Below are 26804 nucleotides of genomic sequence, written 5' to 3'. Positions count from 1 at the left end.
CGCTTTCTTTTAAATCTGAAATCATCTTACCACGCACCTTCTGCAGCACCCTACGGGGCAAAACTGTGAAATGGTTTGTGATCGGGTGATGTTACCCTTTAATGCTGCCGCCCATGGATTGTCCGTTCATAATGTACTTTTGGAAAAAAACAAACAGAATAATCGGTGGCAGAATCGCAAACGTCAGCGCAATAAACTGAATGTCCTGCGGCAAAGTCGCTTTCAGATTATAGATGGCCACAATGACCGACCAGGTCGATTTATCCTTCAGCACCATAAAAGGCCAGAAGAAGTCCTGCCAGACACTGTTCATCGTTAGTATTGTAATTGTGGCCATAACTGGTCCGCTAAGCGGGAGGATTATCCTGATAAAAATGCCGATGGTGCTCGCTCCGTCAATTTTGGCCGCTTCCAGCAGCGCCAGTGGGATGGTATCAAAAAAGTTCTTGAAGATCAGAATTACCACTGGATTCACGGCAGCCATAAACCACATCGGCCAGTAGGTATTGGTCAGATTCAAGTGCAGCAGTGGAAAATCAATCAGGTTTTTGAACAGCGGCACCATACCGACTGTATTCGGAACCATCATGGTCCACACGATCAGAGCAAACAGCAGTGCACTCCCTCGAGGCTTCAGCTTGGAAAAAAAATATCCTGCCAGCCCGTTAAACGTAAGACAGAACAGTACAGAACCGACGGCTAAGTAAGCCGTATTCAGATAATAACTGAAAAAGTTAAATTCCTGCCAGGTCTCCCATAGCTTGCCAACATTGAATGAGCGAGGGATCAGGGTGGGCGGGATCGCATAGAACTCTTTGATGTCTTTAAGACTCGAAACCATAATCCAGACCGGAGGCAGAATACAGACGGCGGCAAGCACAATCATCAGAATGAACATGCACCAGTACAGCACGCGCACCCAAGGTGATCTATATTCTATATTGCCGATAATACCAAATGCTTCTTTTGTTTTCATAGCTTCTACTCCCTGTTCAATTTCTTATCCAGCCGGAAATAAATAATAGTTAGCACCATCAGAACAAGAAAAGTAATAACCCCCAGCGCCATGGAATGCCCTGCTTCAAAACTTCGGAACGCATAATAATAACTTTGCAGCATCAACGTCATCGAAGCATTGTTTGGCCCACCCTCGGTCATGACTAGAGGCTCGTTGAAAATCTGGAATACACCGCTAATCTGCAAAATCATCATCAATCCGATCATGCTGGAAATTTGCGGAATGGTGATGCTTTTAAATCTCCGCCATACATTCGCACCGTCGATGGAAGCCGCTTCGTACAGATCATGATTAATGCTTTGCAGACTGGCTAGATAAAGCAGCACCGTTCCCCCGAAATTCCGCCAGGTAATCGTGAAAATAATCAGCATAATCGTCATGTCCGGGTCCTGAAGCCACTGCTGCACCGGGAATCCCAGAGCGCTCAGCATAATATTCAGCACGCCGCCCTTCCCAGGCTCAAACAGAAACATCCATAACATCGAGGCAGCAATGCCGGGAACCATGCTCGGAAAAAAGACCGAAAAGCGGAAAAACGATTTCCCATGCCTGAGCTCATTGATCACAACTGCGACTATAATGGGTACAGCAAAACCGATCAGCAGCGACCAGAACACATACACGAAAGAGTTGGTCAGTGTCTGCTGAAATGCTGAGTTCTGTATCACATCCTTGTAATTCTGCAGTCCGGCAAAGCTTACGGCATTATAACCCTCTGTATTGAAAAAAGAGAGCACAATGCCCTTGACCAGCGGCTGCCACGAAAAAAAGAAAAAGGCAAACAGCGTAGGGACAATTAATATCCAAGATGACCAATCTCTAAATAGACGCCGCACAGGATAACCTTTCTTTTTCTTAGTCATTAAAGGATTTAGTTCAGTGGTTTTTCCAATCATGCTCCTGTCCTTCCTTCCTCCCGAAGCCAAGAATTCACTCCGGTCAGGCGTTGTATAATTGTTATATTTAAATGATAGCGCTTCCTACAAAACCTCGAAATCCGGTAACCCTGCGAAAGCGTTTGTAAAGCTACTTATTTTGCTGGTAAGCAATCATGCGAGAAATATAAGAGATTGTGTATGGTATGAAACTTATACTTTCTTATATTTCAAAAAAAAGCAATGTACGCACCGGAATGGTCGTACACCGCTTATGTTCATGGTATGACGTTTTGTTTAGGCCTCACTTAGCCCTGAGCTAATGCATAGGACGGCTGCTTCCGCTCGAAATGCTTCGCTCGCCGGATTGGGCTGCTCCTCCAAAATGCGGAGTACCGCCTGCGGCTCCACGCCGGGCTGCGGCACACGGGATGGAGATACTACGTTCCAGTCCTGTTCACCCTTGAGCCTGTAAGATAACTCATAGAGATAATAACCCGCATGCTGCCCGTCAGCGAGTTGACTTACCTCATCCTGCCATGAGCAGAGTTCAAGAGGATGCTGTTTATCAGGTAAAACACCGGAAGCGAGGGTAATGCACTCATTACGGACTACCTGCTGCTTCTGTTCCCAAGCTTGCTGATCTAGGATTCCCAGCTCTAGGCGGTATTCCATTCCCGGCTCTCCATAAAGAGTCCAAGCCACTGGACTACCCACCGCAACGAACTTCGGTGCCTCCAGAAAAACTGGCTGATGAACCGGAACAAAACGTTCCGTCTGCTCCCACTCGCCCGCAGCTGGACTGCGTCTGCGATAATGCACCGTCCCCGTGAATTCAAGCTCCTGTTCCTGTAGTATAGCTTTTAGACACAGAGCAGCCTGCTCGTAAAGGTCCGTGCAGTTGTTATGCCCGAAGCGGTAGCCGATCTCATGGCGAAGTGGAATGCCGCGACTCCGGACCAAGGCCGCGAAGGTAAAGCTGAATCGGCTGAGGGTAAAGGCATCATGCGTGCCGTGGTTTATCAGTAGCTTAGTGCCGCTCGCTTTAAGGCCGTCTAGGAAGAAATCGGATTCCAGTCCGGTCGTTTCCCGCAGACTTGCAGAGTCACCGGCTCCCGTAAGTGTCTGTAGCAGAGTCTCGATACCTGATCTTCTGGTCTGAGGATGCCGCCAGTCCTTCTTCCAGATATCCCGGTACCCGGTGTCCACCTCTGCCACGTGCCAGATCAACGGGCATGCCCCTTCCGCAAACTCACGGGTAAGCCCATTCAGAATTAGCGGAGGTGCATAACACAATGTGTACCGCACCCGGTACGGCAGCCTTAGAGGATTGCCTCCCGCCAGCAACGCGGTCAGCCCACCGCGTGAGCCACCCACGGCCACAACCTGCTCCGCATCACCACCATAGCTATCTTGGCCTCTGGCAATTGCCGCCCCAATGCCGGCGTAAATGGAGCTTTGCAGGGAGCGGCTGCCGATGTAACCTCCACCGTTCCAGAGAACACCAACAACACCTTTGCCTGTGCTGGCTAGAGTCTTTCCGATGATTTCCAGAAATGAGGGACCTACAGTGCTGAAGGTATTTTCATTGGCATCATAATAACCGTTGAATAACAGCGGATAGCCCTTAACACTTTTCGCACTCCAATTGGGCGGCAAAATATAGGACGCAAGGCTATGCTGACCGTTCTTCGTAACCAACAGACTGCCGCTGATGAGCTGAAACACAGGCGCATTGCTTAAAAGAGCCCCATCGTCAGCGGATTCATTACGGTAGACCACCGGATACCCGAAGGTCTTCAGGATACGGTCGCTCAAGGAGATGGCAACTAAATCATCTACTGCATAGAGACTGTAGCGGTCACCAATATAGCGTTCAAATTGCGGGGTTTTAAGTGCTTTATCCCCTTCGTTACTGCCGAACAACTGATAATCTTCGGTATTGTATACATAAGGGCTATCTGGATCGTTATTATAGAGCCGTACATGCTCAGCTACAACCTTCTCTCCAGCTTCGTCCATCCGCAGGGTCCCGATGCCGTCGGTCCCACCATAACGGAAGCCGCCTTTCCCCTCAGCAGTACTGTTATCCCAGTGTGACACTACTGGAAGCGTATTGATCAGTAACGGACTGACCAATACGAACACTCCTTCCTCTGAATTCTGGGTTCCTTCCGCGTTTTCAGCCTCGACTGTATCCTCTCGCAGGGTTGACCAACCGGCTTTGTGATAAGTTACTTCACCGCTCCGCAAGCAGGCCAGCAGTAGTTCTGCATCGTGCATTTTTAAGTAATCGGCCACAGCCCTAGTAACGGGTAGAGCAATGGGTTCAGATCCACCACTCAGAATAAAGCGACTTAGCGGAACGTATTTCCCCGGTACAAAACACAATGATTTACTCATATATTCCTTCTCCTTCATCTGGTATCGTATCGCCATGTGCTGTCAGAAACGAGCAAAATTTAATTTCTGGCAGACCGTCGGTACTACAGTAATTCTCCACAGCCAGAAATCCTCCCGACAGTTTTGGTGTGCAAGTAACCGTCACCGTCCTTTTTTCTCCTGGAAAAAGGGTGAGGAACTGTTCTTCTGCTTCCATCCAGTAGCGGTCCCCCTTCTCCTCTGCATGTACATGTAACAGTACTTCACTACCAGTATTATGGAGAGTGAAGTGAGCTTGGTGACTTATCTTTCCTACACCAGTAGGTTGCCATAAGCTTTCCTGCCGCACCTGAAGGTTGCCACCTGTAAGATCAAGTGCTGGGGCATAAAGATGTTGGTTAGCGGTAGAGAACACATATAAATTTTGCTGCGATTCTTCTTCAATGTTCCGGAATGACAATCTGACAAAATATAATGGATCCTCAGGCTCAGGAACGTTGAAATTCAACTCCCCAACACAGACAGCACGATCTTTGTCTCCTTCTGCCTCGAAGGTTTGCCGATATAGGCTTCTGCCCGTTGCATCTAGCACTTCTGCATCAACCTTTACCTTGCTTCCATCCACACCATGTACGAATACATTTCCATGAAATCTAGTACCAGGCGTTAAAAGTAGGCTGCGATAATCTAGCGAAGCATGCTGCGGACGGAAGGCTTGTTTCACCCAGTGGTAGGCCATTTTAGTTTCACCATAATAATCTACAAGATTGGTGCAAGACACATTCGGCCATGGCTCGTTGAACTGCCAGACAATGCTGCCGCTGTTCCGGAATTTGCGGCGACGGTTAGCCTCCAGCACGAAGCGGATTCCTTCTGCCTGCATCCATTGGCTGCAAGCAGAGAACTGCTTCAAATCATTCATGCTACCGAACATTTCTTCTTCACGGCTTAGCGTATCCCACCACTCCCCGTGATGTCTCCATACGGCGCTGTTCTCCATCGAGACAGGCTGCTGGTTGGCTTCATTCAGAAATTTCTCTAGGCTTTTGAGAGAACTCAGACCGTCCACACCAAATTCGCTATGCAGCAGATTATCGTTACTGCCATATAATTCGTAGTGATAGGGGTTGCCCATATACTTCCAGTAGCCATGAACATCATGCCCCTGGCCGTTGGCTTCCGTAATATACTCCACCGGACCAGATGCCGAGGTCGGCAGAAAGAGCCGCTGCGGATCATACTGCTCTACCAGCCCCTTTAGCATCGCCAGATTGGAATCACTGAGGTCTGAAGGCTTGTTTGGTTCACTCATTAATTCATTTCCACCGCTCCATACCGTTAGTGATACATGATTGCGTTTGTCGCAGAGTGCGGTGCAAGCCGTCTTACGCAGCAGTTCCAGGAACTCTGGCTGCTTGGATGGAATATTATCAATGCCAGAACTCGATTGGATGAACTCCTGCCAGACCATAATGCCGTTTACATCACATAAGTCGTAAAACGCTTTCTTCTCAATGATTCCACCGCCCCATACCCGAATTAGGTTGATATGTGCCGCTTTCATAAGATGGATCATCTGCTGATACTGTTCGACCGTCACATTTCCGTAGAGATGATCCAAGGGTGTCATATTTACCCCTTTTATATAAATCTTGCACCCGTTGATCACAACCGTATAAGGTAGCGCGTTGTCGGGGCTTCCTTCATTAAGGATATAATTAAGTTTGCGGATGCCTGTCTGTAAGCTTCGTGTATCGAGCTCCATATCGTCTTCGTCCATTAGCTTCAACTCAAGGCTGTAGAGCGGTTGTTCTCCGTAACCGTTTGGATACCATAGCTGAGGTTCAGGTATTTCGAGCTCCGTGTTCACAACTTCTCCCGCAAGAACAGAGTACGTCTGAACCAGCAGCGGATTCCCCTTCGGATCAGAACAAGTGATGCTCGCTGTCAGCCTTCCTGTATGTTCAGGACCAGCCATCTGTTTGATGCTTGCCTGAATAGAAATTCGACCAGACACCTGCCCGTCATTTTCACCAAGGTCCGCATCTGTAGTGATCGACACGTCTTGCCAAGAACAATCCCGGTGAACCCTCAGTACCACATCATCCCAGATTCCGACGTTAACTAACCTGGTGGAGAAATCCCATTTATAATTAAAACGGCTCTTCTGCGTAAAGGTGGCCGAAGTTTTGCCGATTTGACCCATTTCATCCGGTGCCTGCTTCAGTAGCACTGAGATTTCCAGACTCTCCCGCTCCGAGAGGAGATCTGTAACATCAAATACAGCAGGTTCGAACATTCCCTTATGTTCACCCAACAGGATATTGTCGGCGTAAACAGCTGCTTCATAGTCTAGCCCCTGAAAGACCAGTTCAACTCGGGATGCCTTCAGCTCAGGATGTTTCAAAGTCGTGCGGTAAACCCACCAACGGTTCTCTACCCATTCACAGCTTAAGCTGTTCAACTCTTCATAAGGATTGCTAATCCAGCCCTGTCTGTAGAGATCATAATGAACTCCACCCGGCACAGTAGCTGGCATCCAGTCTGTAACTCCCATCAATTCCTGCCCTAGCTCCATGCTGGTGCCCTTTAACGGCACCCAAGGCCAGTACCCCTTGACTTCCCACTTTAGATCGTTCAATAATATTTGTTTCATGTCTTCTCCCGTTCCCCCAAATCCTGCTTAATTTGGCGCTGTTCATGACTAAGAACGGATCTGGCGCCATCGGTTAATGCGCTTACAATTCTATTCATCCAGCTTCATTACCAATGATAGCATCGGGTTATCATTTTCGAAGGCCCCTAACCCTGTGAAATCGTTTGTTAATCTGCGCAGTTGCAGATAAATACAAACAACTATTCTAGAACCAAGCCGTTTGTAGAACGCGAAAAAAGGAGTTCCCTCAAGCCGTGAAAGGCCACTGGGGAGCCTCTTTCTGAGCAATAGGTTCACTGGAGTCCGAAACTCTCACAAGCTAGAGGATGATTACACTGTTGAAGTTGAAGTCTGCCTCCTGACTAGCACAAAAAGAGCAGCGGTTCTCTCGTGACTTAGAGAATCGCTGCTCTGCTGTTAAACGGTCCATCGTATATAAAGAATCACTGTCCCTGTGTTCTGTTCATCCATATGAAATACAATGAAGAGTCTTAGCAAACCCCTACTTGATTAACTCAAGAAGCTCGTTAACAGTTGCTTTGTATTGTGGTTTGAACGCTGCGGATTTCATGTAACCCGCAAGGCTTGATAAGAACTGTCTTCCTTCAGGCGTATTGCTTACCTTGTCTGCATCTAAAGCGCACACTAGTAAGTTGCCTGCTCCTACGCTGCATTCCACGAGGAAACTAAGCTTATGGTTTCTTTCAAAATTGTCGATGGTCTGCACCACGGGATTCCAACTTCGATCAGCTTCATCCATGATAATGGATTTTGAGTGCTGAACGATATTCCACCATGGATATGTTGAATACTCCTCGGTAGGGAACTCGTGGAATACAGGATGGCTGTTATCAATTAACAGCCCCATGGTACCCACAGGAACTGGCCGGTTCATGCTCTCTGAGATAGAGCGGAACATTGGGTAACACCAGAAATCTGTGCAGTAATAACCCTCGACAGCATTTTGGAGAGTTTCCGGTTTCGGCATCAGCAGCACGTTCTCACCTTGCTCCAGCAGTGCAAGCGCATCACTAGACAGCTTGTCGAATACATGGATGCCTTCCAGCATATTGCCGCTCTTTTCTGGGTAAATCCATAGATCGTAGCTCTTACGAATATCTGTCCCCTGTATCGAGAGAGACAATACGATTGTACTCATCCGGTCAACTACAGGCAGCGTTATTTCCAAATCGCAGATATTGATGTAATTCGTTCCTGCAGGAACGTTCACCTCGCTTGTCCCTTCTGCCAAAATACCGTTATCGACAGTCAGTTCCCAACGTAATTCAAGTGTATCTGGCAAACCGCTGCGGAAGCAGCTTAGCTCTACATGAGCATCGAACGGTTCACCGGAGACATAGTTATACTTAGGAAATCTCGCCAGCAGAACGGCATCATTACAGAAGGTTCGCCATTCCTCAGGGCTAATCATTCCTTTGGAATCCATAAAGGCGTCGAGGACACCTACTAATGCTGTTCCCTGACCGCTGAAATCCTGGAGATCCAGGAGCTGGAAGCCGGCAAGCCGCCGGGAGCGGAATGCCGCCTCGAGTTCCTCTTTGTAACAGGCTACGGCCAGCTGACCTGAACATTCGAAGTATTTAGCGGCTAAATGCCCCAGTCCCTTACTTTCCAAGCGTTCACGGAAAATTTTGAAATTCTCGGCCTTGAGTGGTCCGTTATATTTTTCGATCTCTTCAAAATTTGGATAGGTTGCGTATTGTCCAATCTCATGCGAAACAACAGGAATATGCGGTATCCATTCTCCGGATGCCTCATCTGCCTTCACGGTCTTGGCTTCGGTACCATACTGAATCTGGATCTCACCGCCAGCTGTATCTTCGATCTTCTCTCCATCTAAGAGATCCAAAGGTACGATTTGATCATCATAATCCTTCATTGTACTCGGCAAGGCAGTCTGTACATGTCCTAGTGGTGCATCACACATGGCATAAGAGCCTCTAAATAGTCGGTCTCTGGAGAAGCGTACCCCACTGAAGAAATCGTCATGTTCCAGAATTTCCGGTACCCATTGGTGGTTGTTGGAGCCCTGTGTATAGAGAATCCGATTATCGAACGCTTTATAGTCCTTCAGGAAAGAATCAATTTTAGCTTTACTGCCCCATAACTCATTACCAAGGGACATCATCACGAAGGAGGGATGATTGCCGAAGGCCTGGAGAATGGCATAACCCTCACTGATCAGATAATCCTGCTCTGCTTGATTATGGCCATCATCGGTTTTTTCCGTGATTGTACCCCAGAATGGAAGTTCTGGTTGCATATAGATCCCAAGCATATCCGCAGCGGTAAATGCAGCCTCCGGTGGACAGCAGGTATGGAAGCGATAATGATTGATACCATAGGACTTGGAAATGCCAAGGATTCTTACCCATTCCTCGACATCAGTTGGGGCATAGCCGGTGAGCGGGAAGATCAGGCCGTCATGTTTGCCGCGGAGAAAGGTTTTCTCTCCGTTGATTGTAAACTTGTCGCCCTCCGCTCGGAATTCCTTCAAACCAAAGATAAGCTCCTGTTGGTCAGTAATATGTCCATCCCTGTCTTTCAAAACAAGGGTTATATTATAAAGATTGGGAGCGCCTTCACTCCAGAGCAACGCGTTTTGTCCTAGCACATAATCGACGGAAAAAAGCCCCGGTGAAACAGGAAACTCACGCTCGTCCACCGCGTGTGTCTCTTCACTATTGAAGCTTTGGGCAGACACCGCAAGCGTAGTTTCACTGTTGCTGTCCAAAATTGCTGTAATACGAACCGTACGTTCAGTCAGATTCGACTCCAATCGGATATTAGTAAGCTGCGATTCCCCATAGAACTGAAGCTCCATACGACCGGTAATTCCATTCCAGTTGGTCTGGGTATCCTGTGAAGTCAAATGTCCGCCTTTGGTTGGGTAATCGATATTGTCCACACGGACGGTGATTGTATGAATTCCAGCTTGTAGCTTCGGCAATTCATATATATGCGGGGTGTTCAGACTATTACGGCTACCGATCTCCGTATTGTCCAGCCAAAGCGTCGTAAGTCTCGTCCGTTCCAAAAATAGATAGCAGGCCTTACCGGCCAGCTCATCCGGAATGAATACCTCTCTTGCAAACCAGACTTGCCCTTCAAACAAATATTCATCGGTTAGAGCGCTTACTAAAACTTCCTCGTTCTTTGGTCCTTTACGTGCGTATGACGTTGTTCCCGGCAGTGTGATAACATCTGTAAAAGGCAAGGTTAGTCCCTGTTTTGTCTCATCCAATTGCAACTTCCATTCGCCTTCTAGGTTGATCTTTGTCTGCAAAATATCACTCCTATTATGGTAATCACTGAACTCTAGCAGTATAATGCTCTACTATATAAAGCTTAGCATATTAAGCCAGATAATTCAGTAGAGTGGTTAACACTCATTTGAATGACGACAGGTCTAAACTTACAATATAGCCGGAGCATGAATGTGCCTGATGACAAGATTTAATAGTAATTTCAGAACAATAAAAAAAGCCGCAATGAGCGGCTTTTGAATATAATTCATTACACATTCTCCAGCATGAAATTCCCAATTTCAATCAAACTATCTTCCGCTTGCGGTGTGACCCCCACCTGATCGGCAAAGCCGTGAGAAAGTCCTTTGTACCGTACCGTTTTCACTTTGACGCCCGACTCCTTCAGCTTTAAGGCATATGCATCATCCTCAATCCGCAGAAAGTCATATTCGCCAAACAAAATAATGACAGGCGGCATCCCTTTCAGATCTCCTCGCAGCGGGCTCACATAAGGGATTGTATCATCGGGCACGCCCAGATATTCACCTAAGCCGACAGTTCCTAAACCACCGCTCAACAGATCCAATATAGATCTAATTTCTTTTTCCTGAGAAGGGGATATTTCATAAACATCTCTGCGCTGCATATGTTCCTGCATACCTGCTGCGTCCACGCTTGGATATAGTAGTGCCTGTGCCTTTACCATCTGCGTTCCTTCATCCCGATCTTTCATTGCGCATACCGTGGCTAAATTCCCACCTGCGGAATCACCGGAAATACAGATGCGATTCGGATCACCATTAAATTCTTCGGCGTGAGCATATATCCATTTCAACACGGTATAACAGTCGTCGAGCCCAGCGGGGTATGGGTTCTCCGGAGCTAAGCGGTAATCAACCTGAATCGATACACAGCCCGTATTTGCAACCACAAGCTTGCACATCTCCTCTACTACTTCGGGTCCTCCTGCTACGAAACCGCCTCCGTGGATGTAATAGAACACTGGCTGCAACTCTCCACTCTTCTTCTGCGAAGTGTAAATTCGTACCGGGACAGCAACATTACCGTTTTGAACGGTAGCATGCCTCACATCAACACCTTCAGTAATCGGAATGCTGTTCACGCCATTCATCATCTTGCGCATTTGGGCTGCACTTTTTTGGATATTTTTCTTTCGGCTGCCTTTCAACATCATCTTAACCAGCATTCCCTTGAAACCTTTTAGGATTGACTCCATACTTTGATAAAAGCGAGGATCCAGTACACCAGGCTCATCGGTTTCAGGAATAGGCTTAATCAGGATATCCAGTCCATTTTCATTAATTACATGTTGCCTTTCTAGCATCGATGTAAGAAGCTGTTGCGAATATTTACGTTCCATGATGATTACTCCTTTTCAAATGTTGTATGGTAAAATGATTTGCGGCGATTTGTATTGGTTGCCATAACTCAATTATAGGTTTGGGTTTGCAGAAAAAATATCGCATTATTTCTTTTGTTATATCCTTCTTTTATCATTAATATTGAAAGCGATTTCAAAAATGATGTCGAGAGCAAAAATACAATATAAAAAACAAAAAAGGACAACACTAAAGTCATCCTTGTTATACTATTCTCTATTTAACGTGTTAATCTAATCACTTGTACCTCATGTGGTTGTACAACAGCATTTACCACAAAATTTGCTGTCACTTGCAGCGAACGTATTTGAAATAACGGCAGGGACCGACCTTCAAGATAAGACCATTCTTCTGGACGCATGTCCTTAGGTGCCCCCATATTCAACCATTCATCAAAGGCGCTTCCCCCAGCCGGACCTACTGAATACCTTCGCTCTGTATAAACACCCGGCGTTAAGCCGTCTAGACGAATGTGATACTGACGGGTATTGCGTATATTGAACACGTTGTAACGTTCGGTTTGAGTCAAGTGAGTGGTATGACGGTAGCGATATAGAGTATCATAATGACAATAATTATATAGAAATATCTGTATTTCACCTTTCGAGGAAGTTATAAAATACCCATCACCTTCAGCTATCAGACCGCTTCCTGCATAACGCAACAATTGCAGCGCCCGATAACAGCTTTTGGGCAAACCTCCGCGAGTGAATAAACCAAACCCGCCATGAAAAAGATCCGACGAAGGAACAATTTCCTCCATATGGTCACTGAGCGACCAGTATCCCATAGCCTCAAAGTGGTCGTAATTCTCCAGAATATTTTTGAAAAGAAAAGCAGATTTGTAGGAGGTATCATTACACAAATCACGCTGCCATATGTTATTACTCCACTCTTCAAGAATCACAGGCAGACTAGCGAAACCACGTTGACGCAACAGCTTTTTGACCTTATGTAACGCGTGTTTCATAAACTGTTCATCGCCGCTTACCGCAAGTGGAAAAGCTTCATCCTCTGCCATGAGCTGAAGACCAGTGTCTTCCTGACCCGGTAAGATGCTGTGATAAGCACGTAGAGCCAGAGAGTCGGGCAAACAATTCCCCTTACTGCAAGACACTAGGAATTCGCTGATAAAATTACTAGAATCAATGTTGCTTCCTGGACCAACAATATGTAGCTGCGGATCGATAGCACGGATGGCGTGGCTGGTTTCACGGTAAAGCACCCAGTATTCTTCCATGGTAAACACACCATATCCTGAAAACTCTGGACTCACAAAAGGAGCAAATCTCCATTCCCGCACGGACTCAATCCCATACCGATCAATGAAATGCCTAACAAGGGAAGTCACAAGGTCGAGCCATTTGTCAAGATGCTCAGGCATAGAAAGGATGCTTGGCCTCTTAAATGGAAACACGGCTTCCCTCGCTAATGCAGAAGGCATATAACTAAATTCAACATAAGGCTTTAACTCCACTGAAAGCATGAAGTCCAGTACCTCATCTACATAAACAAAGTTATAATCTGCGCTACCAGACATTTTCCTGACATACAGCATCATGTCATCGTCTAACAGACCTTTGCAGCGCATATAGCGAAAGCCAATCTCCTTTTGCAGCTTTCGTATTTGCGCCTGTACCGCGCCATTCAACAGATCCTTGGCGTAACCTGCATTAATCAACGTCCGCCAGTTATGACTCAGCGTCCGAATCTTACGGCCAGTGTCCACATGAAGATCATATCCCTCATTGACCTGAGGTTGGACAATGGAGTGCTCGTTGTGATGCAAATGCCGCATTAGTGAAGTGAAATCGGTCGAAAATCCCGCTGTGACCATTCTGTTCTCCTGTGGATCTGTCGCATCATGCTCATTTACTAGACGGTATTGCCCTGGTGTAACACCAAAGCGCCGTTTGAAGGCGTCGATCAAAGCGTTGGTACTTGGAAATCCAACTTCTGAGGCGATGTCCGTGATCGTTCTTTCACTACGAAGAAGTGCCACTGCCTGACTCAGTCTGACATTTGTAAGGTAGGCAGTAAAAGTAAGGCCAAGCTGTTTCTGAAATAAATGGGACAGGTAGGAGCTACTTAAATAGATAGTGGAGGCTAGTCCACTCAGAGTAATATTTTCCCGATAATGTCGGTGGAGATAGTCGGTTGCTTTGCGCAATCTTTCCTTACTTGAGGATTTGGAGGGATCCTTCTGCTTGTTCTGCTCAAGAAAAGTATGCACTAGACTGTTCAGCAGTACACCTACACGACTACGCATTAGTATAGGTAAACGAGATTCGTTTTTGTAATAGGCCTGGAATACACTGGCGAACTCACTTCGGATTACATTAAAGCGAGCTTGTTCGTCCTTAGGGTATAGAAAAGACTTACACTCTATAATTATACTTTCAATCTCAGGACAAAAAGCTGCCAAAAATGCCGGCGAGATAAACAGCGATAGCGCCTTGCCCGAACCTTTCATATTTAAAGCGTGCAGTTGGTAGCTATTCAATACAATAATGTCATCCTGCTGAACTTCATAGGTAAACTGATTGTCATCCAACTGTAGTACCCCAGTTCCCTGCAAGATGTACATTACCTCAAGTTCTTGATGCCAGGAAGCGATAGCGTCTTCAGGGAGATTAATTGAAAACCTGAAATCCGAGGCTATCAATGTATTTTCTTGCATACCTAACCTCCTATTCTTAATCTTAATAGAGCCTTGCCTCATCCAAAATCCTATCATATAAACCCATGAAATCAAGTTTACTGTCTTATTGATAACGAAGGTTCAGGTTGTTTTTAGTGTCTTTTTTACAATCAATATAAAAAGCACCAGACTAATAAACCCAGATATAGCACAAGTAATAAATACCATCTGATATCCCATAAGCTGTGAAACAAATCCAAGTAGTATTGCTCCTAAACCAATTCCTAAATCAAAAGCAGTAAAGAATGTAGCGTTCGCTACACCTCTTTTCGCTGGTGGGGCTAATCGAATCATCGCTACTTGAAGCACTGGTTGAGCTGATCCGAATCCAATTCCGTACAAAATAGCTGTAATAACCACTCCAGCAATTCCTTTAGTCATTGTTAGGACGAATAGTGCGACTATCAATATGAAAAGAGCAGGTACAATAATGACCCCTTCCCCATACTTATCGGATATCTTCCCCGTAAGTGGTCTAATTACTGTAAGTGTGACTGCATACACTAAGAAAAAAGTACCCGTGTTAACTTCAATATTTGCCGCAAACAGTGGTAAAAAAGTTGTAATACCACCAAAAGTAAATGATAAGAAAAATGTAACGATAGCGATAGGTAAAACTGTTTTTTCATAAAATGATATTGGTTTTTTTGATGTGTTTTGAACTGCTGGAATTTTTGCACCAAATCCAAGAATGAATGCAATCAAAGCTAATGCTGTGCATAGAAGAAATAGGTAATGAAATGAATAAGATTTTGTTACCCAAAGACCAATGATTGGTCCTAACGCCATTCCTAATGTCATTGCTAGTCCATACCATCCCATTCCTTCTCCACGACGAGATTGTGGAATAACATCAGTCACAGCCGTTCCTATCGAAGTTGTAGCAACTGCCCAGCTGACTCCATGAAGGATACGTAATATTACTAAAAATATAATGCCTGTTACCCAATCATAAAAATACATGGTTATAGCAAAAAAAAGTAATCCGCTTATTATAAATGCACGTCGACCAAACCGATCCATTAATCCTCCAATAATAGGACGAAAAATTACTGCCGATATTGTAAACACTCCAATTATTAATCCAACTTGAGATTCACTTCCACCTAGTTGTTTGATAAACATAGGCAATGTTGGCATTAGTAAATAAAATCCACTAAATAGTAATAAAGCTGTAAGGGTCAGCATGATATAGTTTTTTGTCCATAACCGTTCCATTGTAATGTAATCCTTCTTTCTATCGACTTTAGGTAATCCCCAAAAATAGTGAAATAGGCGAATAAAAAAGCAGCACCACCGCTATAAAAGTGTTGGTACTGCCCTATATAGACTGATACACGCTTGGTTATTTAGAACGTCCTTGATACTTTAACAGCTTTTTCAAGCCCTGCGACAATAATCTCTTCTGCCTTATCAGGGAATTGGCTGTGCCCTTCAATGATAATAGTCTCTATATTTTTCACACCAAAGAAGTTCATCATACTTGTTACATATTTAACAGCCATCTCTAAATCAACTTTTGGTCCCTCAGAATACACACCACCACTTGCGTTTAATAACACTATTTTTTTATTTCCAATAAGCCCTACTGGACCTTTTGGCGTATATTTAAATGTTTTGCCTGCGCGGTTTAAGTAATCAATATATGTGTGTAGTACAGCTGGGATGGTTAAATTCCATAAAGGGAACCCAAATACGACTTTATCAGCTGCAAGGAATGGATCTAAATACTTATCAGCAACAGCTACTGCTTTTGCTTCTTCTACTGTTAAATCTAATCCTCTACTAGACTTAAATGTTCCGTTAATCATATCTGCACCTACGTAAGGCAATTCCTCATTGTATAAATCCAGCTCTACTACAGTGTCATTTGGATGTGATTCTTTATAGCTCGCTAAAAAAGCCTCAAATAATCTAACACTTACCGACTGATCTGCTGGTCGATTGTTTGCTTTTACAAATAAAACGGTTGTCATTCCTTGTTCCTCCTGATGTGCACTCTTATGTTGTTTATAATATTTTTTTGAAGCTATACTCCATTTCTCCAGCCATAGCTTCAGGAGTATCACCAGTTACTCTGTAATCATGTGTATAAATTTGTTCGAACGTTCCAAAGTTCACTTGTTTATAAAATTCAAAACAAGGAAATCCATCATGTGCTCCTTGCATATTGACAGTACCATCCTTTTGAATATGAACTATTAAAAGATAGTCAACTGGAGGTGCAAATGCATTTAATGGATTGCTAGCACTTGCACTCATTTGAAACCTAACGTCTTCAGAGCCCCACACAATATCAGTGCACAAAATACCTTCTGTAGTAGCTTTTCCTGTTTTTTTATTAACAGAACCATCTGGAGTAGTGACTCTTTCTGTTGTAATACCAGTATTTGCATATGTGAAAATATCTTTTTTGTAAAAATCTACAACTACTTCTTGTTCCACTCTGGAGCGCATAGCGTTGACAGCATAGGGTGTGAATTCACGTGAGTCACCTTCAAAATGGATTACGTTTCCTGTTTCTTCATCCTTCCTAGGATCAGTCCACGGTGTTGGAATAAATACACTTGCTCTAACTTTAACAATATTAGTCATGAGAACCCTCCATAATTTATTAATTCTGTTTCAGTAATTCCTGTTTCTTTCACAACAGAAAATATAGTCAACTTGATTGACTACTTTTCGCATAGTACAATGTATTTCGTACAAAGTCAACTAAGTTGACTTTATTTAAGGAGGTTTTATGTATGACTCAGGAAATCTTTAGTGAATTGGATCTGACAACACTTTTATCAGTATCCTTTAGTACATCAATTAATGAACTACATGATAGATTGCGTGAATTAGGATTTGCAGATATTAGACCTGTACATGGTTTTATGTTTAAGTGTATTGCTCCAAACGGAGCAACAGGTATAGAATTAGCCGAATATTTAGGAATTACGAAGCAAGCTGTAAGTAAAATGGTAGATTATCTTGAGAAAAGTGGTTATGTAATTCGCGAAAATCATCCCACTGACAAGAGAGGAAAAATCATTGTTTTGACTGAGCGAGGTTGGTTAGCAGTGAAAGCAAAAGAGGAAATACTAACTGAGATTGAGCAACGTTGGATTGAAATCATAGGTGCTGAACGACTGCAGATGCTCAAAGATGATTTAACAACACTTGTATATAAAGCAAATGAAGATAAATCTACTATGAGATCAAGACCTGTCTGGTAAGTGTATGGTGAAGATTTGGTGTATGCTGCGATTCATCAAACCAAAAAGGGTAGAAGACTTAAAGATCTGTCTTCTACCCTTTTTGAAAGCTGATTATCTGCAGCATACATTTAGTATTTGTTCTGGGAAATCACTACTCTAAATACCCTTTGACTAAGCCCAGCGGCAATGGCTTGGGCTGCTCGCAGCTGGTTACCAGTTGAGCATATTGCTTAGAGTCGGAACTTGTATGGAATGCATGCATGATCTCAAGTACGTGATTGGCGAGTTCTCCGTTTGCACGAGGAGTCTCCCCCGTGTCGATGCAGTGTGCCATATCTGCTACTCCTATGCCTCTACTATTATCTGCATAATTGTAGATAAGTGGGATCTCTTGGAATTCCGAGCTGTGTGCCGGGCGTAAAAGGATCGGCCCTCCAAAGTTGTTAGGGTCCGGTACGATCAAGGTTCCTTGCGATCCGTAGATTTCGATCCTCGGTAAAGTACTGTGCCAAACATCAAAGCTGGTAATCATGGTTGCCACAGCGCCACTGTCAAACTCAATCGTTCCAGCAACATGTGTGGGCACCTCTACATCAATGACTTTGCCAAACTTTTTGTCGCTCGTGATCGTTCTATGAGCAAAAGAGGTTTTAGTGATGCCGCATACTGTTTTAGCTGGGCCTAGCAAAGATACTAACGCAGTTAGATAGTAGGGTCCCATGTCAAACATGGGTCCTCCACCGGCTTTATAATAAAATTCCGGATCAGGATGCCAGCTTTCATGTCCATGACAAAGCATAAAGGCAGTTGCTGCCACCGGCTCCCCGATATAACCATCCGCAATCAGCTTACTGCAGGTTTGCAGACCGCCTCCAAGGAAAGTATCTGGTGCGCAGCCAAGGAACAGGTTCTTTTCCTTCGCCAGACGAACTAGCTCAGTGCCATTTTCAAGGGAAAGTGATAAGGGCTTCTCCACATACACATGCTTGCCAGCTAGCAAGGCTTGCTTGCACACGTCAAAATGAAAATTAGGCGTTGTTAGATTAACGACTATTTCAATCTCTTCCGAAGCAAGTAATTGTTCTGTCGTCCATACATGAGGAACGCCATATTTCTCCGCCGCTTGCTCTGCACGACTTTTATCCAGGTCGGAACAAGCATAGACCTCAGTATTAACGAAGGTCCCATTCAAATTCTCAAAATAAATGCTGCTGATGTTACCGCAGCCGACTATACCTACCTTCACTTTGCGCAAGATCATTCCCACCTTATCTCAGTTTTAGTTAGCCGCCCACAAAAAGCCTTTTCGCATCAGTTCCTTGGCTTCCGGTATATCGAAAACGTCTGCATGATGGCCAAGTGAATTATAGAAAACCTTCCCTTTTCCCCATTTCTTCGTATATACAACGGGCATCCTGATGACACCATTTGCTGAATGCTCACCCTCACTCATTACAAACGTAGTTGTTGCCAAGACATCCACTGCAGGATCTACATGTAAATAATATTGTTCCGATTTCACCTTGAAGTCTTGGATACCCTCCACAATGGGACTGGAGCCAGAATGTACGATATTAACTTCATACTCTACCCCATCGTTAAATGGATGTGCTACCCATTGTGACCCGGTCAAAAATTGCCACTCTGTATTGTTACGGAAAGAGTCGCACATCCCTCCATGACAACCGGCAATTCCTACTCCAGAAGCTACTGCCTTCAGAACTGAGGATACCTGATCATTACTGATTTCTCCCATGGTCCATACCGGTACAATAAGGCTTAAATCCGTAAGCTTCTCTGCACTGTTGAAGCTCTCCAGCGTATCAGACACTTCAACTTCAAAGCCTTCAGCCTCTAGAATGCCAGCAAAAATTGCGGCTACTTCATTTGGTTCATGCCCATCCCATCCACCTTTTACAATCAATGCTTTCTTCGTCATCCTGCAATCTCCTTTTCCTTTATATATGTAATCAACCTTTCGTCCATCTGATGAAATTGTAATCCAGATCAGAGAGGTGTGCTCGCCATTTCACTTGTAGGAATGGTCATTTTTTGCTAAGTTTTAGAGGTGAACCTAAAATTCAAACCACATGAACAGGAGATCTCATGAAAGCCTTTCACGAAAATAGAACTTACCATTCGACGTTCCCCTTCACTGTAATAATGTCTAATGATATTGATTTTCTAGCCCACTGGCATAACGATCTTGAGATAGTCTATGTATTTGAAGGTTCAATTCGGATGGGAATTAACTCCGAAACAAGGATCTTGAAAGCGGGAGATATGGCTATATGCAGCAGCGGAGACATCCACTACTATGACAGTAAAGACAGCAGCTCCAAGATAATGATGGTGATATTCAATCCTTCATTAATCGGTTTTCCTGGTGGATGGCCTTTGAATGTGAGGCTGACTTCCCCATTTATGGAGAAACGAGCTATACGAGAAGAAGAAGTGCGTATCAACAATCGTCTTTCTCAGATCCTGCAGGAACTTATGGACGAATATAATCAGAAGCTGGAATATCATGAACAGGTAATCATCGGCCTTTTGCACGAGTGGAGCGGACTCATTTTACGGCATGTTCCCTTGGATAAGATTAATCCACAGAAAGATAAAAGGCGCATCACTAACATGAAGATTATGCAAGGGGTTCTTGAATACCTCGACGTCAACTACATGCATCCCATCACACTTGCTGACGCCGCAAGGCAAGCCAATATGAGCCTCTTTTATTTCTCCCGCTTCTTCAAGAGTCTTTCGGGTATGAGCTATATTGCATACCTTAGCAACATCCGAGTCAACCAAGCAGAACAGCTGCTGCTGACCACAGACAAATCCATTTTAGATATCGCACTGGAATGCGGTTTCACTAATATCCGTACCTTTAACAGAGTATTTAAACAGATTAAACAACGGACTCCAAGTGAATTACGTTAAGAGATACATGGTCCGTTATCTTATTAAGCAAACAAAAAACCGATGATCTTTTGGTTTAGATCATCGGCTTTATTTTAATATTCGAATGCACAAAGACAGCGAAAAGGTCTACGTTTAAGTGACAAGCTTAACCAGTCTTCATTACTGAGCTCCAACTATTGGATGTGGAACATACAACTCTTCAAGGAATGAAATTTCTTCAGGTGATAATTTCACCGCTAGAGCATCTACTGAATCTTCGAGCTGAGCAATTTTCGTCGCGCCCACAATTGGAGCAGCTACAGAAGCTTTTTGCAACAGCCATGCAAGTGCGATATGAGTACGTGGTACGCCTCGTTTCTCTGCTAACGACGCTACTCGCTCAACAATTAATCGATCTACATCAGCAGTTGAATCATACTTTGATTTTTGAATGAGATCGGTTTCGGATCTGCGTGTTGTTTCCGACCAATCACGAATCAATCTTCCTGATGCCAGAGGACTATAAGGAGTTACCGCAATTTTTTGATCCTGACAAAGCGGCATCATTTCCCTTTCCTCTTCTCGGTAGATGAGATTAAGGTGATTTTGCATGGATACAAAGCGAGTCCAGCTATTTTTCTCGGCCACATGTAATGCTTTTTGGAACTGCCAAGCATACATAGCAGACGCACCGATATATCTAGCCTTTCCAGACTTCACTACATCATGCAAGGCCTCCATGGTTTCTTCAATGGGTGTGTTATAATCCCAGCGGTGAATGATATAGAGATCCACATAATCGGTCCCAAGTCTCTTCAAACTGTTATCTATTTCGCTCATAATAGCTTTTCGAGAAAGCCCACCACCATTAGGACCTGGACGCATCTGGCCCCAGACCTTCGTGGCAAGTACAATTTCATCCCGATTCGCATAGTCCTTAAGCGCACGTCCGATAATCTCTTCACTGGAACCACTTGCGTAAATATTAGCTGTATCAAAAAAATTGATGCCAAGCTCAAGCGCTCTTTTAATGATAGGACGACTGTTCTCCTCATCGAGCACCCATTGGTGCCCTCCAGGCAGCACTTTTCCAAAGCTCATACAACCAAGGCAAATCCGAGAGACGTCCATTCCCGTATTTCCAAATTTGATATATTCCATAAAGCAAGCCTCCATTTCTATATTTAAATGAGTTTTAGTTCTTAAAGTGCTTCAAACCATTCATCCTCGACAGCTTCAAACCATTCTGTTTCGCCTGGAGTCATAGCCAAATGAACGAACCAACTATCCTTTGTCGCGCCATGCCAATGTCTCACATTAGCTGGAATGTTGACCACATCACCTATTTCGAGCAATTGAGCAGGTTTTCCTTCTTCCTGATACCAGCCATTTCCACCAGTGACTAACAGAACTTGTCCAACCTTATGAGCATGCCAGTTATTGCGTGCGCCTGGAGCAAAGGTTACATTACCAATTGCGGTATTAAGCGGCTTCGGATCTGTAAACACCATTTGCAAATAAGCGTCACCCGTAAAGTTTGCTTTAACCTTTTCCCCTAAAGGAAAAATAGTGCTGCTACTAAGTTGTTCATTTTTCATCGTTGATTCCTACTTTCTTCCTATAGTTAATGATTATTAGTGCACTGCGATCCTCTTACTCTCCCGCTGGAAAATCAGTAGAAGCTGCCAGTTCAGTCTGCTTCTCATAGTCGGCAACACGAGCTTTGAGGGTCGAAATCGTGCTTGCCAGTGCATGAGATCCAAGTATCATTCGTATCGGTGCCGGTTCTAATTCAACACTTTCTATGATTCGGGCAGCCATCCGCACAGGATCTCCAGGAGCTAAACTCTTAGAAGCGTCCAGCATGTTCAAAAAGTTATGTGCTGGGTTGCCTTCGTATTCTGTCATGAGTTTCGCTACCTGTGCGCTCCCATAACGGAACTCGGTACGGGCTCCTCCCGGCTCCACCAATGTAATACCGATGTTGAAAGCTTCAACCTCCTGAGCAACGGACTCACAAAAGCCCTCTATCCCAAACTTGGTCGCATGGTACATCGAATTTCCTGGGAAGGCGACCTGCCCGCCATAGGAGGAGATCTGAATAATGCGTCCACCACCCTGAGTGCGCAAATGCGGGATAGCTGAACGAATAAGCTGGATGGACCCCGTTAGATTCGTGGCAATGATATGATTAACCTCGTCGTCAGAGAGTTCTTCTGCAGCCCCAAAAAGTCCATAACCAGCATTGCTTATGATAACGTCGATACGTCCAAACTTTTCAAAAGATCTATCGACAAGATTTCGAATGGCTGGAAAATCGGTCACATCTAGAATCTCGCAACTGAAGGTTTCGGGATACTTCTCAATGAGGTCAGCGACCTTGCTTTTGTTACGAACAGTACCGATAACCTTATTGCCCTTCTGAAGAAGCTGTTTCGTCATCTCATAACCAAAACCACTGCTCACACCGGTGATAAGCCATGTGCGATTATTCATAATCATTTCCTCCTAAACTTCTTATTCCGATTTTGCTGCTGGAATACTTAGCACATGAGTAGTTGTAACCAATATTTAATACGCATAATTACAATAATGATCACATGTCTATTATTATAATCGGATTAAATTTGGTGCCAATTGTTAATTTGATGCGATTTGTACATTAATAAACAAAACCATCGAAATTGTTTATTTCCTACTGCGTATTCGCGATTCTTTTATATAAATTTAAAACAGATGTCCCATTGATGAGCTCGTTATAGTATGTTATATAATGAATTCTTACTCTTTAATTGATGAATAAAGAAAGTTCGGTGAGCAAATTGTCTAAAGTCGATCGAAGAATCTTAAAAACACAGGAAGCCCTGAAGACAGCAGTCATTGAACTAATGACTGTGAAAAATTTTGATGATATAACCATTCAGGAACTCTCAGATAAAGCAAACGTAAGCCGTGGTACTATTTACCTTCACTATATGGATAAATATGATCTTCTTGATAAGCTTATCGAGAAGCATATCAATGAACTTCGTGAAAAATGTGAAGCAGCCTCTGATTTGGATTTTGTAACGGGGTCCGTGATTTGGACGGAATACTTTGAGAGTAACTATGCCTTTTTCTCTATGATGTTGGCTAGTAAAGGAGCCCCTTTCTTCCGGAGTCGTTTTCTGGAATTTCTTATAGAAGAGTTCAAAGACGAAGTGGATATCACAAAGGGTAAAAACGAAGGATTAAATAAGGATCTAGTCGTACAATTTGTAGCTTCTTCGTATGTAGGTGTAGTTGAATGGTGGTTTACGAACGAAAGACCAGTAACCTATCAAGTATTAGCAGAACAGCTGGGAGCCTTATTGGAACGAAATTGTACAAATAACCCCTCATCCTAAAGGATGAAGGGTGACTTGGAAAATAGTAACTAGTTTGCGAAATGTTAGCCTATTTCGATCTTTCTTAGAAACCATATTTAGCTTCTTCAGCCTCTCGAATTTTGGCATAGGTCTCAGAAAGTACATAGGTATCTTCCACTAAGCGGTCTATACGGAATAGCACATCATCATTTACTATTTCTTTTCGATAAAAATCCTTCTCTTCTATAAATACATACGTTTGAACAATTTGCGCTTTCATATAGGCCAATATCGGTTTCAATTGCTGCTCAGCTACCAGATAGTGACGTGCAGAACCTGCCGTGACGAGCATACTTACAACCTTGTGTTGAAATGCTTTTTCGGGTGCTAAATCGAATATATTCTTTAGTGTTGCTGGGATGGAAGCTTGAAATATAGGCGTTCCGATTACGATAACATCTGCTTCCATGATCGTTTGAATTACGTACTTGGTGTCCCCTTCGTATTCCAGATAATTGCGACCATCACTGAATTGAACATCATACTCCGCCAGATCTAGAAGCGTAACTTCTGCATCTTTGTATTTTTCATGAAACGAATTTATTGTGTAATTCATAGCGATTCTGGTTTTCGATCCTATCTTTGACCCTGATAATGCTACAATTTTCATAATTCTGACCTCCTGGAGTTTATTTTTTTGCCGTATATTTTTTAATAGCTGGTAGAATTTCAGAACCAATTAAATCTATGTTTTTCATTAAATTTTCAAAAGGTACGCCACCATAATCCATTTGTGCGATATATCGTTGATGGCCGAAGAGTTCATGTTGATATAGAATTTTTTCAATGATTTCCTGTGGGCTGCCAATATTCATAACATCGCGGGGATCGGCTCCTTGAGCAAACGCCTGTTTAGGAAAACCACGTCCATTGGTTAATTTCATTCCTTCGTTTATATATGGATAATAGGCTCTTTGTGCCTTCTGTGTCGTTTCATCTGCGTAAAAGAATCCAGCAGTCGCTACAGGCAGCTTCGACGGATCGAATCCGTTCTGGCTTGCAGCTTCACGATAAGCATCAATGGATCTTTTAAACAAGACTGCAGGACCCCCTAAATGGGCCAAAAACATTGGAACACCTGCAATGCCTGCTTTGATCGCACTGGCAGAAGTTCCCCCTACAGCTCTCCATATCGGTAAGTTTCCCTCAGGACGGGGAAGGATTCTTGCATTTTTGAGAGGGTTACGAAATTCTCCCTTCCAATTCATAACTTCGTTTTCATTTATCTTTAATAACAAGTCGAATTTTTCTTCAAATAATTCCTCATAATCATTAAGATCATAGCCCAATAGTTCATATAACCCCACTCTAGAGGCACGGCCAGCTATTATTTCAGCTCGACCATTTGAGATCAAATCAATTGTAGCGAAATCTTCGTACACCCTAACCGGATCAGAGGTGCTTATAATCGTAGATGAGCTACCTATTTTCATTTTCTTAGTAGCCTGTGCAATAGCTGACAGCACGACGGTATGCGCCTGAGTAGCAAAATACTCTTGATGACTCTCTCCTACACTAAAAAAATCAATTCCTGCTTGCTCCGCTAATTGAGCCAAGTCAATAATTTCACGTATGCGTTGTTTGGCAGATATTCGGCTTCCAGTTTCGGGGTTCGCTAGATGATCACCTAATGTATAAAGTCCAAACTCTAAGCCATTGTCTGCATTGATCCGATATTGTTCCATGATTACCCTCTTTTCTTTAAAAAGTTAGAATTCATTTATGATTTGTCGATTCAATATAATTAAGTAAGTCACTATAATAAGTATAGTTAAGTGCTTGCATAATGTCAAACTAATGATCCTGTTAAGAAAAAACTACTCGATTTAAGCCTGTGCTAAGAATCGCCTATAATAATCTCCACATGGTATATTTAGGATATTGATTTGATTATTAAAGTGATAAACAAAAAAAGGAGAATTGTATTCATGCACAACCGCCGCTTCATGAACGTATTACTTATTCTTTTCTTATCAGCTTCCAATTCGACTCCGATCTTCGCATCGGCTTCTGTTGTACCGAAGTTATCCGATTCTATCCAACGTTCTGCAATCCAACCCTCCGTTACAATTAATGGCATAAACTTTTCCTTTCAAGATGAGTTGCCTACTTTAATAGAGGGAAAATCCTTCGTTCCAACCCAAATTTTTGAGCATCCCGACATTCAAGCCGATATTACGAAGTTTATAGATAACCCTTATCCACATGTGTTTATTTCACATTTTAATGGAGCACTTTCTATTTATCCGGATAAAAGTGATTATATGTTTAGCGATTACAACGAAGATATAGAGGATTCTGATGTTTGGATCAATTGGAAGAGTCCTACACCTTATCTCTCCGGCAGTGATATTATGGTTCCATTGCGTGCTATTGCCGAACGAATCGGGATCTCCGTTGATTGGGATGTAGCAACTAGAACAGCGATCATTACCACGGATGATGACTTTCGTGCTGAACTCGAATCTCCTGAGGAGTGGGAAGATTGGCTAGGAATGAAACCTATCGAGATGGATGATCCCTCAGGAGAGGCAATAACAGAGCAGGAGTTAACTGAATTTGCTATTTTGAGCGGACTCCCAGTTCTGGATTCTCGGATTATTGATAAATATACAGCTGTACTCTTACATATCGAAGAGGAAGATGGCGTAGAATCGCTTACGTTGAAATACGTCGATCGTTTAAAAAACGGGAGTTTGGACTGGAGTATGGATTTAGGCATGGGGGATGATGGAGACGACGTCCAAGTGAAGAGGAGCGGACAACTCGTTAGTGTCGGTATGTTCGATCAAGGTCTTAAGAAGCAATTCAGTCATTTCGAGGTAAGTTACAAAGTTCATGATAAGAGAGTAACTCACACCTATGATATCTCGGGTAAACAAGGCATGTTTTTTGACATTCCTGAGGGCGTGACAAGCGGGGAGATAACATTCTTTGGGAAAAACGGTTACTCATTCGGAACGTATTTCTGGTGAGTTGACAAGCCTAAACA

The 26804-nt window shown here is 43.7% G+C and carries 21 protein-coding genes; 4 read left to right on the top strand and 17 right to left on the bottom strand.

Going from position 1 to position 26804, the window contains the following annotated elements:
* Positions 1-91: 91 nt before the first annotated feature.
* From ACQKMP_RS24845 to ACQKMP_RS24800, 10 genes are all read right to left on the bottom strand, one after another.
* Positions 92-976 (bottom strand): carbohydrate ABC transporter permease, encoded by an 885-nt coding sequence (locus tag ACQKMP_RS24845; RefSeq protein WP_339240981.1) that lies wholly within the window; start codon positions 974-976, stop codon positions 92-94.
* A 5-nt stretch (positions 977-981) separates the two neighbouring features.
* Positions 982-1914 carry a carbohydrate ABC transporter permease gene (locus tag ACQKMP_RS24840; RefSeq protein WP_218640913.1) on the bottom strand — a complete coding sequence of 311 codons (933 nt, stop codon included), beginning with the start codon at positions 1912-1914 and terminating at the stop codon, positions 982-984.
* Positions 1915-2190: 276 nt separating this feature from the next.
* Entirely contained in the window at positions 2191-4296 is a 2106-nt protein-coding gene (locus tag ACQKMP_RS24835; RefSeq protein ID WP_427471572.1) for a hypothetical protein, read from the bottom strand.
* Positions 4289-6931 (bottom strand): glycoside hydrolase family 2 protein, encoded by a 2643-nt coding sequence (locus ACQKMP_RS24830; RefSeq protein ID WP_427471570.1) that lies wholly within the window; start codon positions 6929-6931, stop codon positions 4289-4291. Before ACQKMP_RS24830 ends, ACQKMP_RS24835 begins: the two co-directional genes overlap by 8 nt.
* 502 nt (positions 6932-7433) lie before the next feature.
* A complete protein-coding gene (locus ACQKMP_RS24825; RefSeq protein ID WP_042188339.1) occupies positions 7434-10238 on the bottom strand; it encodes a glycoside hydrolase family 2 TIM barrel-domain containing protein in 2805 nt (934 codons plus the stop codon).
* Between the two features lie 230 nt (positions 10239-10468).
* Positions 10469-11581, bottom strand: coding sequence for an alpha/beta hydrolase (locus ACQKMP_RS24820; RefSeq protein WP_042188337.1), 1113 nt, complete (start codon positions 11579-11581; stop codon positions 10469-10471).
* A gap of 239 nt (positions 11582-11820) precedes the next feature.
* The gene (locus ACQKMP_RS24815; RefSeq protein ID WP_042188335.1) at positions 11821-14280 is read right to left on the bottom strand and encodes a GH39 family glycosyl hydrolase; all 2460 of its coding nucleotides are present in this window, start codon (positions 14278-14280) and stop codon (positions 11821-11823) included.
* 102 nt (positions 14281-14382) lie between these two features.
* Positions 14383-15519, bottom strand: a complete 1137-nt coding sequence (locus ACQKMP_RS24810) for an MFS transporter (RefSeq protein WP_427471568.1) — start codon at positions 15517-15519, stop codon at positions 14383-14385.
* A gap of 131 nt (positions 15520-15650) precedes the next feature.
* On the bottom strand, positions 15651-16277 hold the full coding sequence (locus ACQKMP_RS24805; protein WP_042188331.1) for an FMN-dependent NADH-azoreductase: 627 nt from the start codon (positions 16275-16277) through the stop codon (positions 15651-15653).
* Between the two features lie 34 nt (positions 16278-16311).
* Positions 16312-16896: a DUF3238 domain-containing protein gene (locus tag ACQKMP_RS24800; RefSeq protein ID WP_042188329.1), complete on the bottom strand. Its 585-nt coding sequence runs from the start codon at positions 16894-16896 to the stop codon at positions 16312-16314.
* Positions 16897-17048: 152 nt separating this feature from the next.
* On the opposite strand from ACQKMP_RS24800, the gene ACQKMP_RS24795 reads away from it, so the two are divergent.
* Positions 17049-17522 (top strand): MarR family winged helix-turn-helix transcriptional regulator, encoded by a 474-nt coding sequence (locus tag ACQKMP_RS24795; RefSeq protein WP_042188327.1) that lies wholly within the window; start codon positions 17049-17051, stop codon positions 17520-17522.
* A gap of 133 nt (positions 17523-17655) precedes the next feature.
* On the opposite strand, the gene ACQKMP_RS24790 is transcribed toward ACQKMP_RS24795, so the two are convergent.
* Together ACQKMP_RS24790 and ACQKMP_RS24785 are read right to left on the bottom strand one after the other, a co-directional pair.
* Complete coding sequence (locus ACQKMP_RS24790; protein ID WP_197071293.1) at positions 17656-18759, bottom strand: Gfo/Idh/MocA family protein; 1104 nt, start codon at positions 18757-18759, stop codon at positions 17656-17658.
* A 24-nt stretch (positions 18760-18783) separates the two neighbouring features.
* Positions 18784-19443 carry a ThuA domain-containing protein gene (locus ACQKMP_RS24785; RefSeq protein WP_042188325.1) on the bottom strand — a complete coding sequence of 220 codons (660 nt, stop codon included), beginning with the start codon at positions 19441-19443 and terminating at the stop codon, positions 18784-18786.
* Between the two features lie 167 nt (positions 19444-19610).
* On the opposite strand from ACQKMP_RS24785, the gene ACQKMP_RS24780 reads away from it, so the two are divergent.
* Positions 19611-20444 (top strand): AraC family transcriptional regulator, encoded by an 834-nt coding sequence (locus tag ACQKMP_RS24780; RefSeq protein WP_042188324.1) that lies wholly within the window; start codon positions 19611-19613, stop codon positions 20442-20444.
* A gap of 141 nt (positions 20445-20585) precedes the next feature.
* Here the strand turns inward: ACQKMP_RS24780 and ACQKMP_RS24775 are convergent, their stop codons facing one another.
* Genes ACQKMP_RS24775 through ACQKMP_RS24765 form a run of 3 tightly spaced genes read right to left on the bottom strand, consistent with a single transcriptional unit; the run spans position 20586 to position 22901 of the window.
* Positions 20586-21566 (bottom strand): aldo/keto reductase, encoded by a 981-nt coding sequence (locus ACQKMP_RS24775; protein ID WP_042188322.1) that lies wholly within the window; start codon positions 21564-21566, stop codon positions 20586-20588.
* A 41-nt stretch (positions 21567-21607) separates the two neighbouring features.
* The gene (locus ACQKMP_RS24770; RefSeq protein WP_042188320.1) at positions 21608-22003 is read right to left on the bottom strand and encodes a cupin domain-containing protein; all 396 of its coding nucleotides are present in this window, start codon (positions 22001-22003) and stop codon (positions 21608-21610) included.
* Between the two features lie 55 nt (positions 22004-22058).
* Positions 22059-22901: an SDR family oxidoreductase gene (locus tag ACQKMP_RS24765; RefSeq protein WP_042188317.1), complete on the bottom strand. Its 843-nt coding sequence runs from the start codon at positions 22899-22901 to the stop codon at positions 22059-22061.
* A 326-nt stretch (positions 22902-23227) separates the two neighbouring features.
* Between ACQKMP_RS24765 and ACQKMP_RS24760 the strand changes: the two genes are divergently transcribed.
* Positions 23228-23791, top strand: coding sequence for a TetR/AcrR family transcriptional regulator (locus tag ACQKMP_RS24760; RefSeq protein WP_042188315.1), 564 nt, complete (start codon positions 23228-23230; stop codon positions 23789-23791).
* 64 nt (positions 23792-23855) lie between these two features.
* Here ACQKMP_RS24760 and ACQKMP_RS24755 read toward each other — a convergent pair whose 3' ends face one another.
* Positions 23856-24422, bottom strand: a complete 567-nt coding sequence (locus tag ACQKMP_RS24755; RefSeq protein ID WP_042188313.1) for an NADPH-dependent FMN reductase — start codon at positions 24420-24422, stop codon at positions 23856-23858.
* Between the two features lie 19 nt (positions 24423-24441).
* A complete protein-coding gene (locus ACQKMP_RS24750) occupies positions 24442-25497 on the bottom strand; it encodes an LLM class flavin-dependent oxidoreductase (RefSeq protein WP_042188311.1) in 1056 nt (351 codons plus the stop codon).
* Between the two features lie 243 nt (positions 25498-25740).
* Between ACQKMP_RS24750 and ACQKMP_RS24745 the strand changes: the two genes are divergently transcribed.
* Positions 25741-26787, top strand: a complete 1047-nt coding sequence (locus tag ACQKMP_RS24745) for a stalk domain-containing protein (RefSeq protein ID WP_427471563.1) — start codon at positions 25741-25743, stop codon at positions 26785-26787.
* Positions 26788-26804: the final 17 nt, after the last annotated feature.

Source organism: Paenibacillus sp. NPDC101420 (assembly GCF_050277435.1).
Taxonomy (GTDB): domain Bacteria; phylum Bacillota; class Bacilli; order Paenibacillales; family Paenibacillaceae; genus Paenibacillus_AQ.
This window is presented reverse-complemented; position numbering and strand designations above follow the sequence as displayed.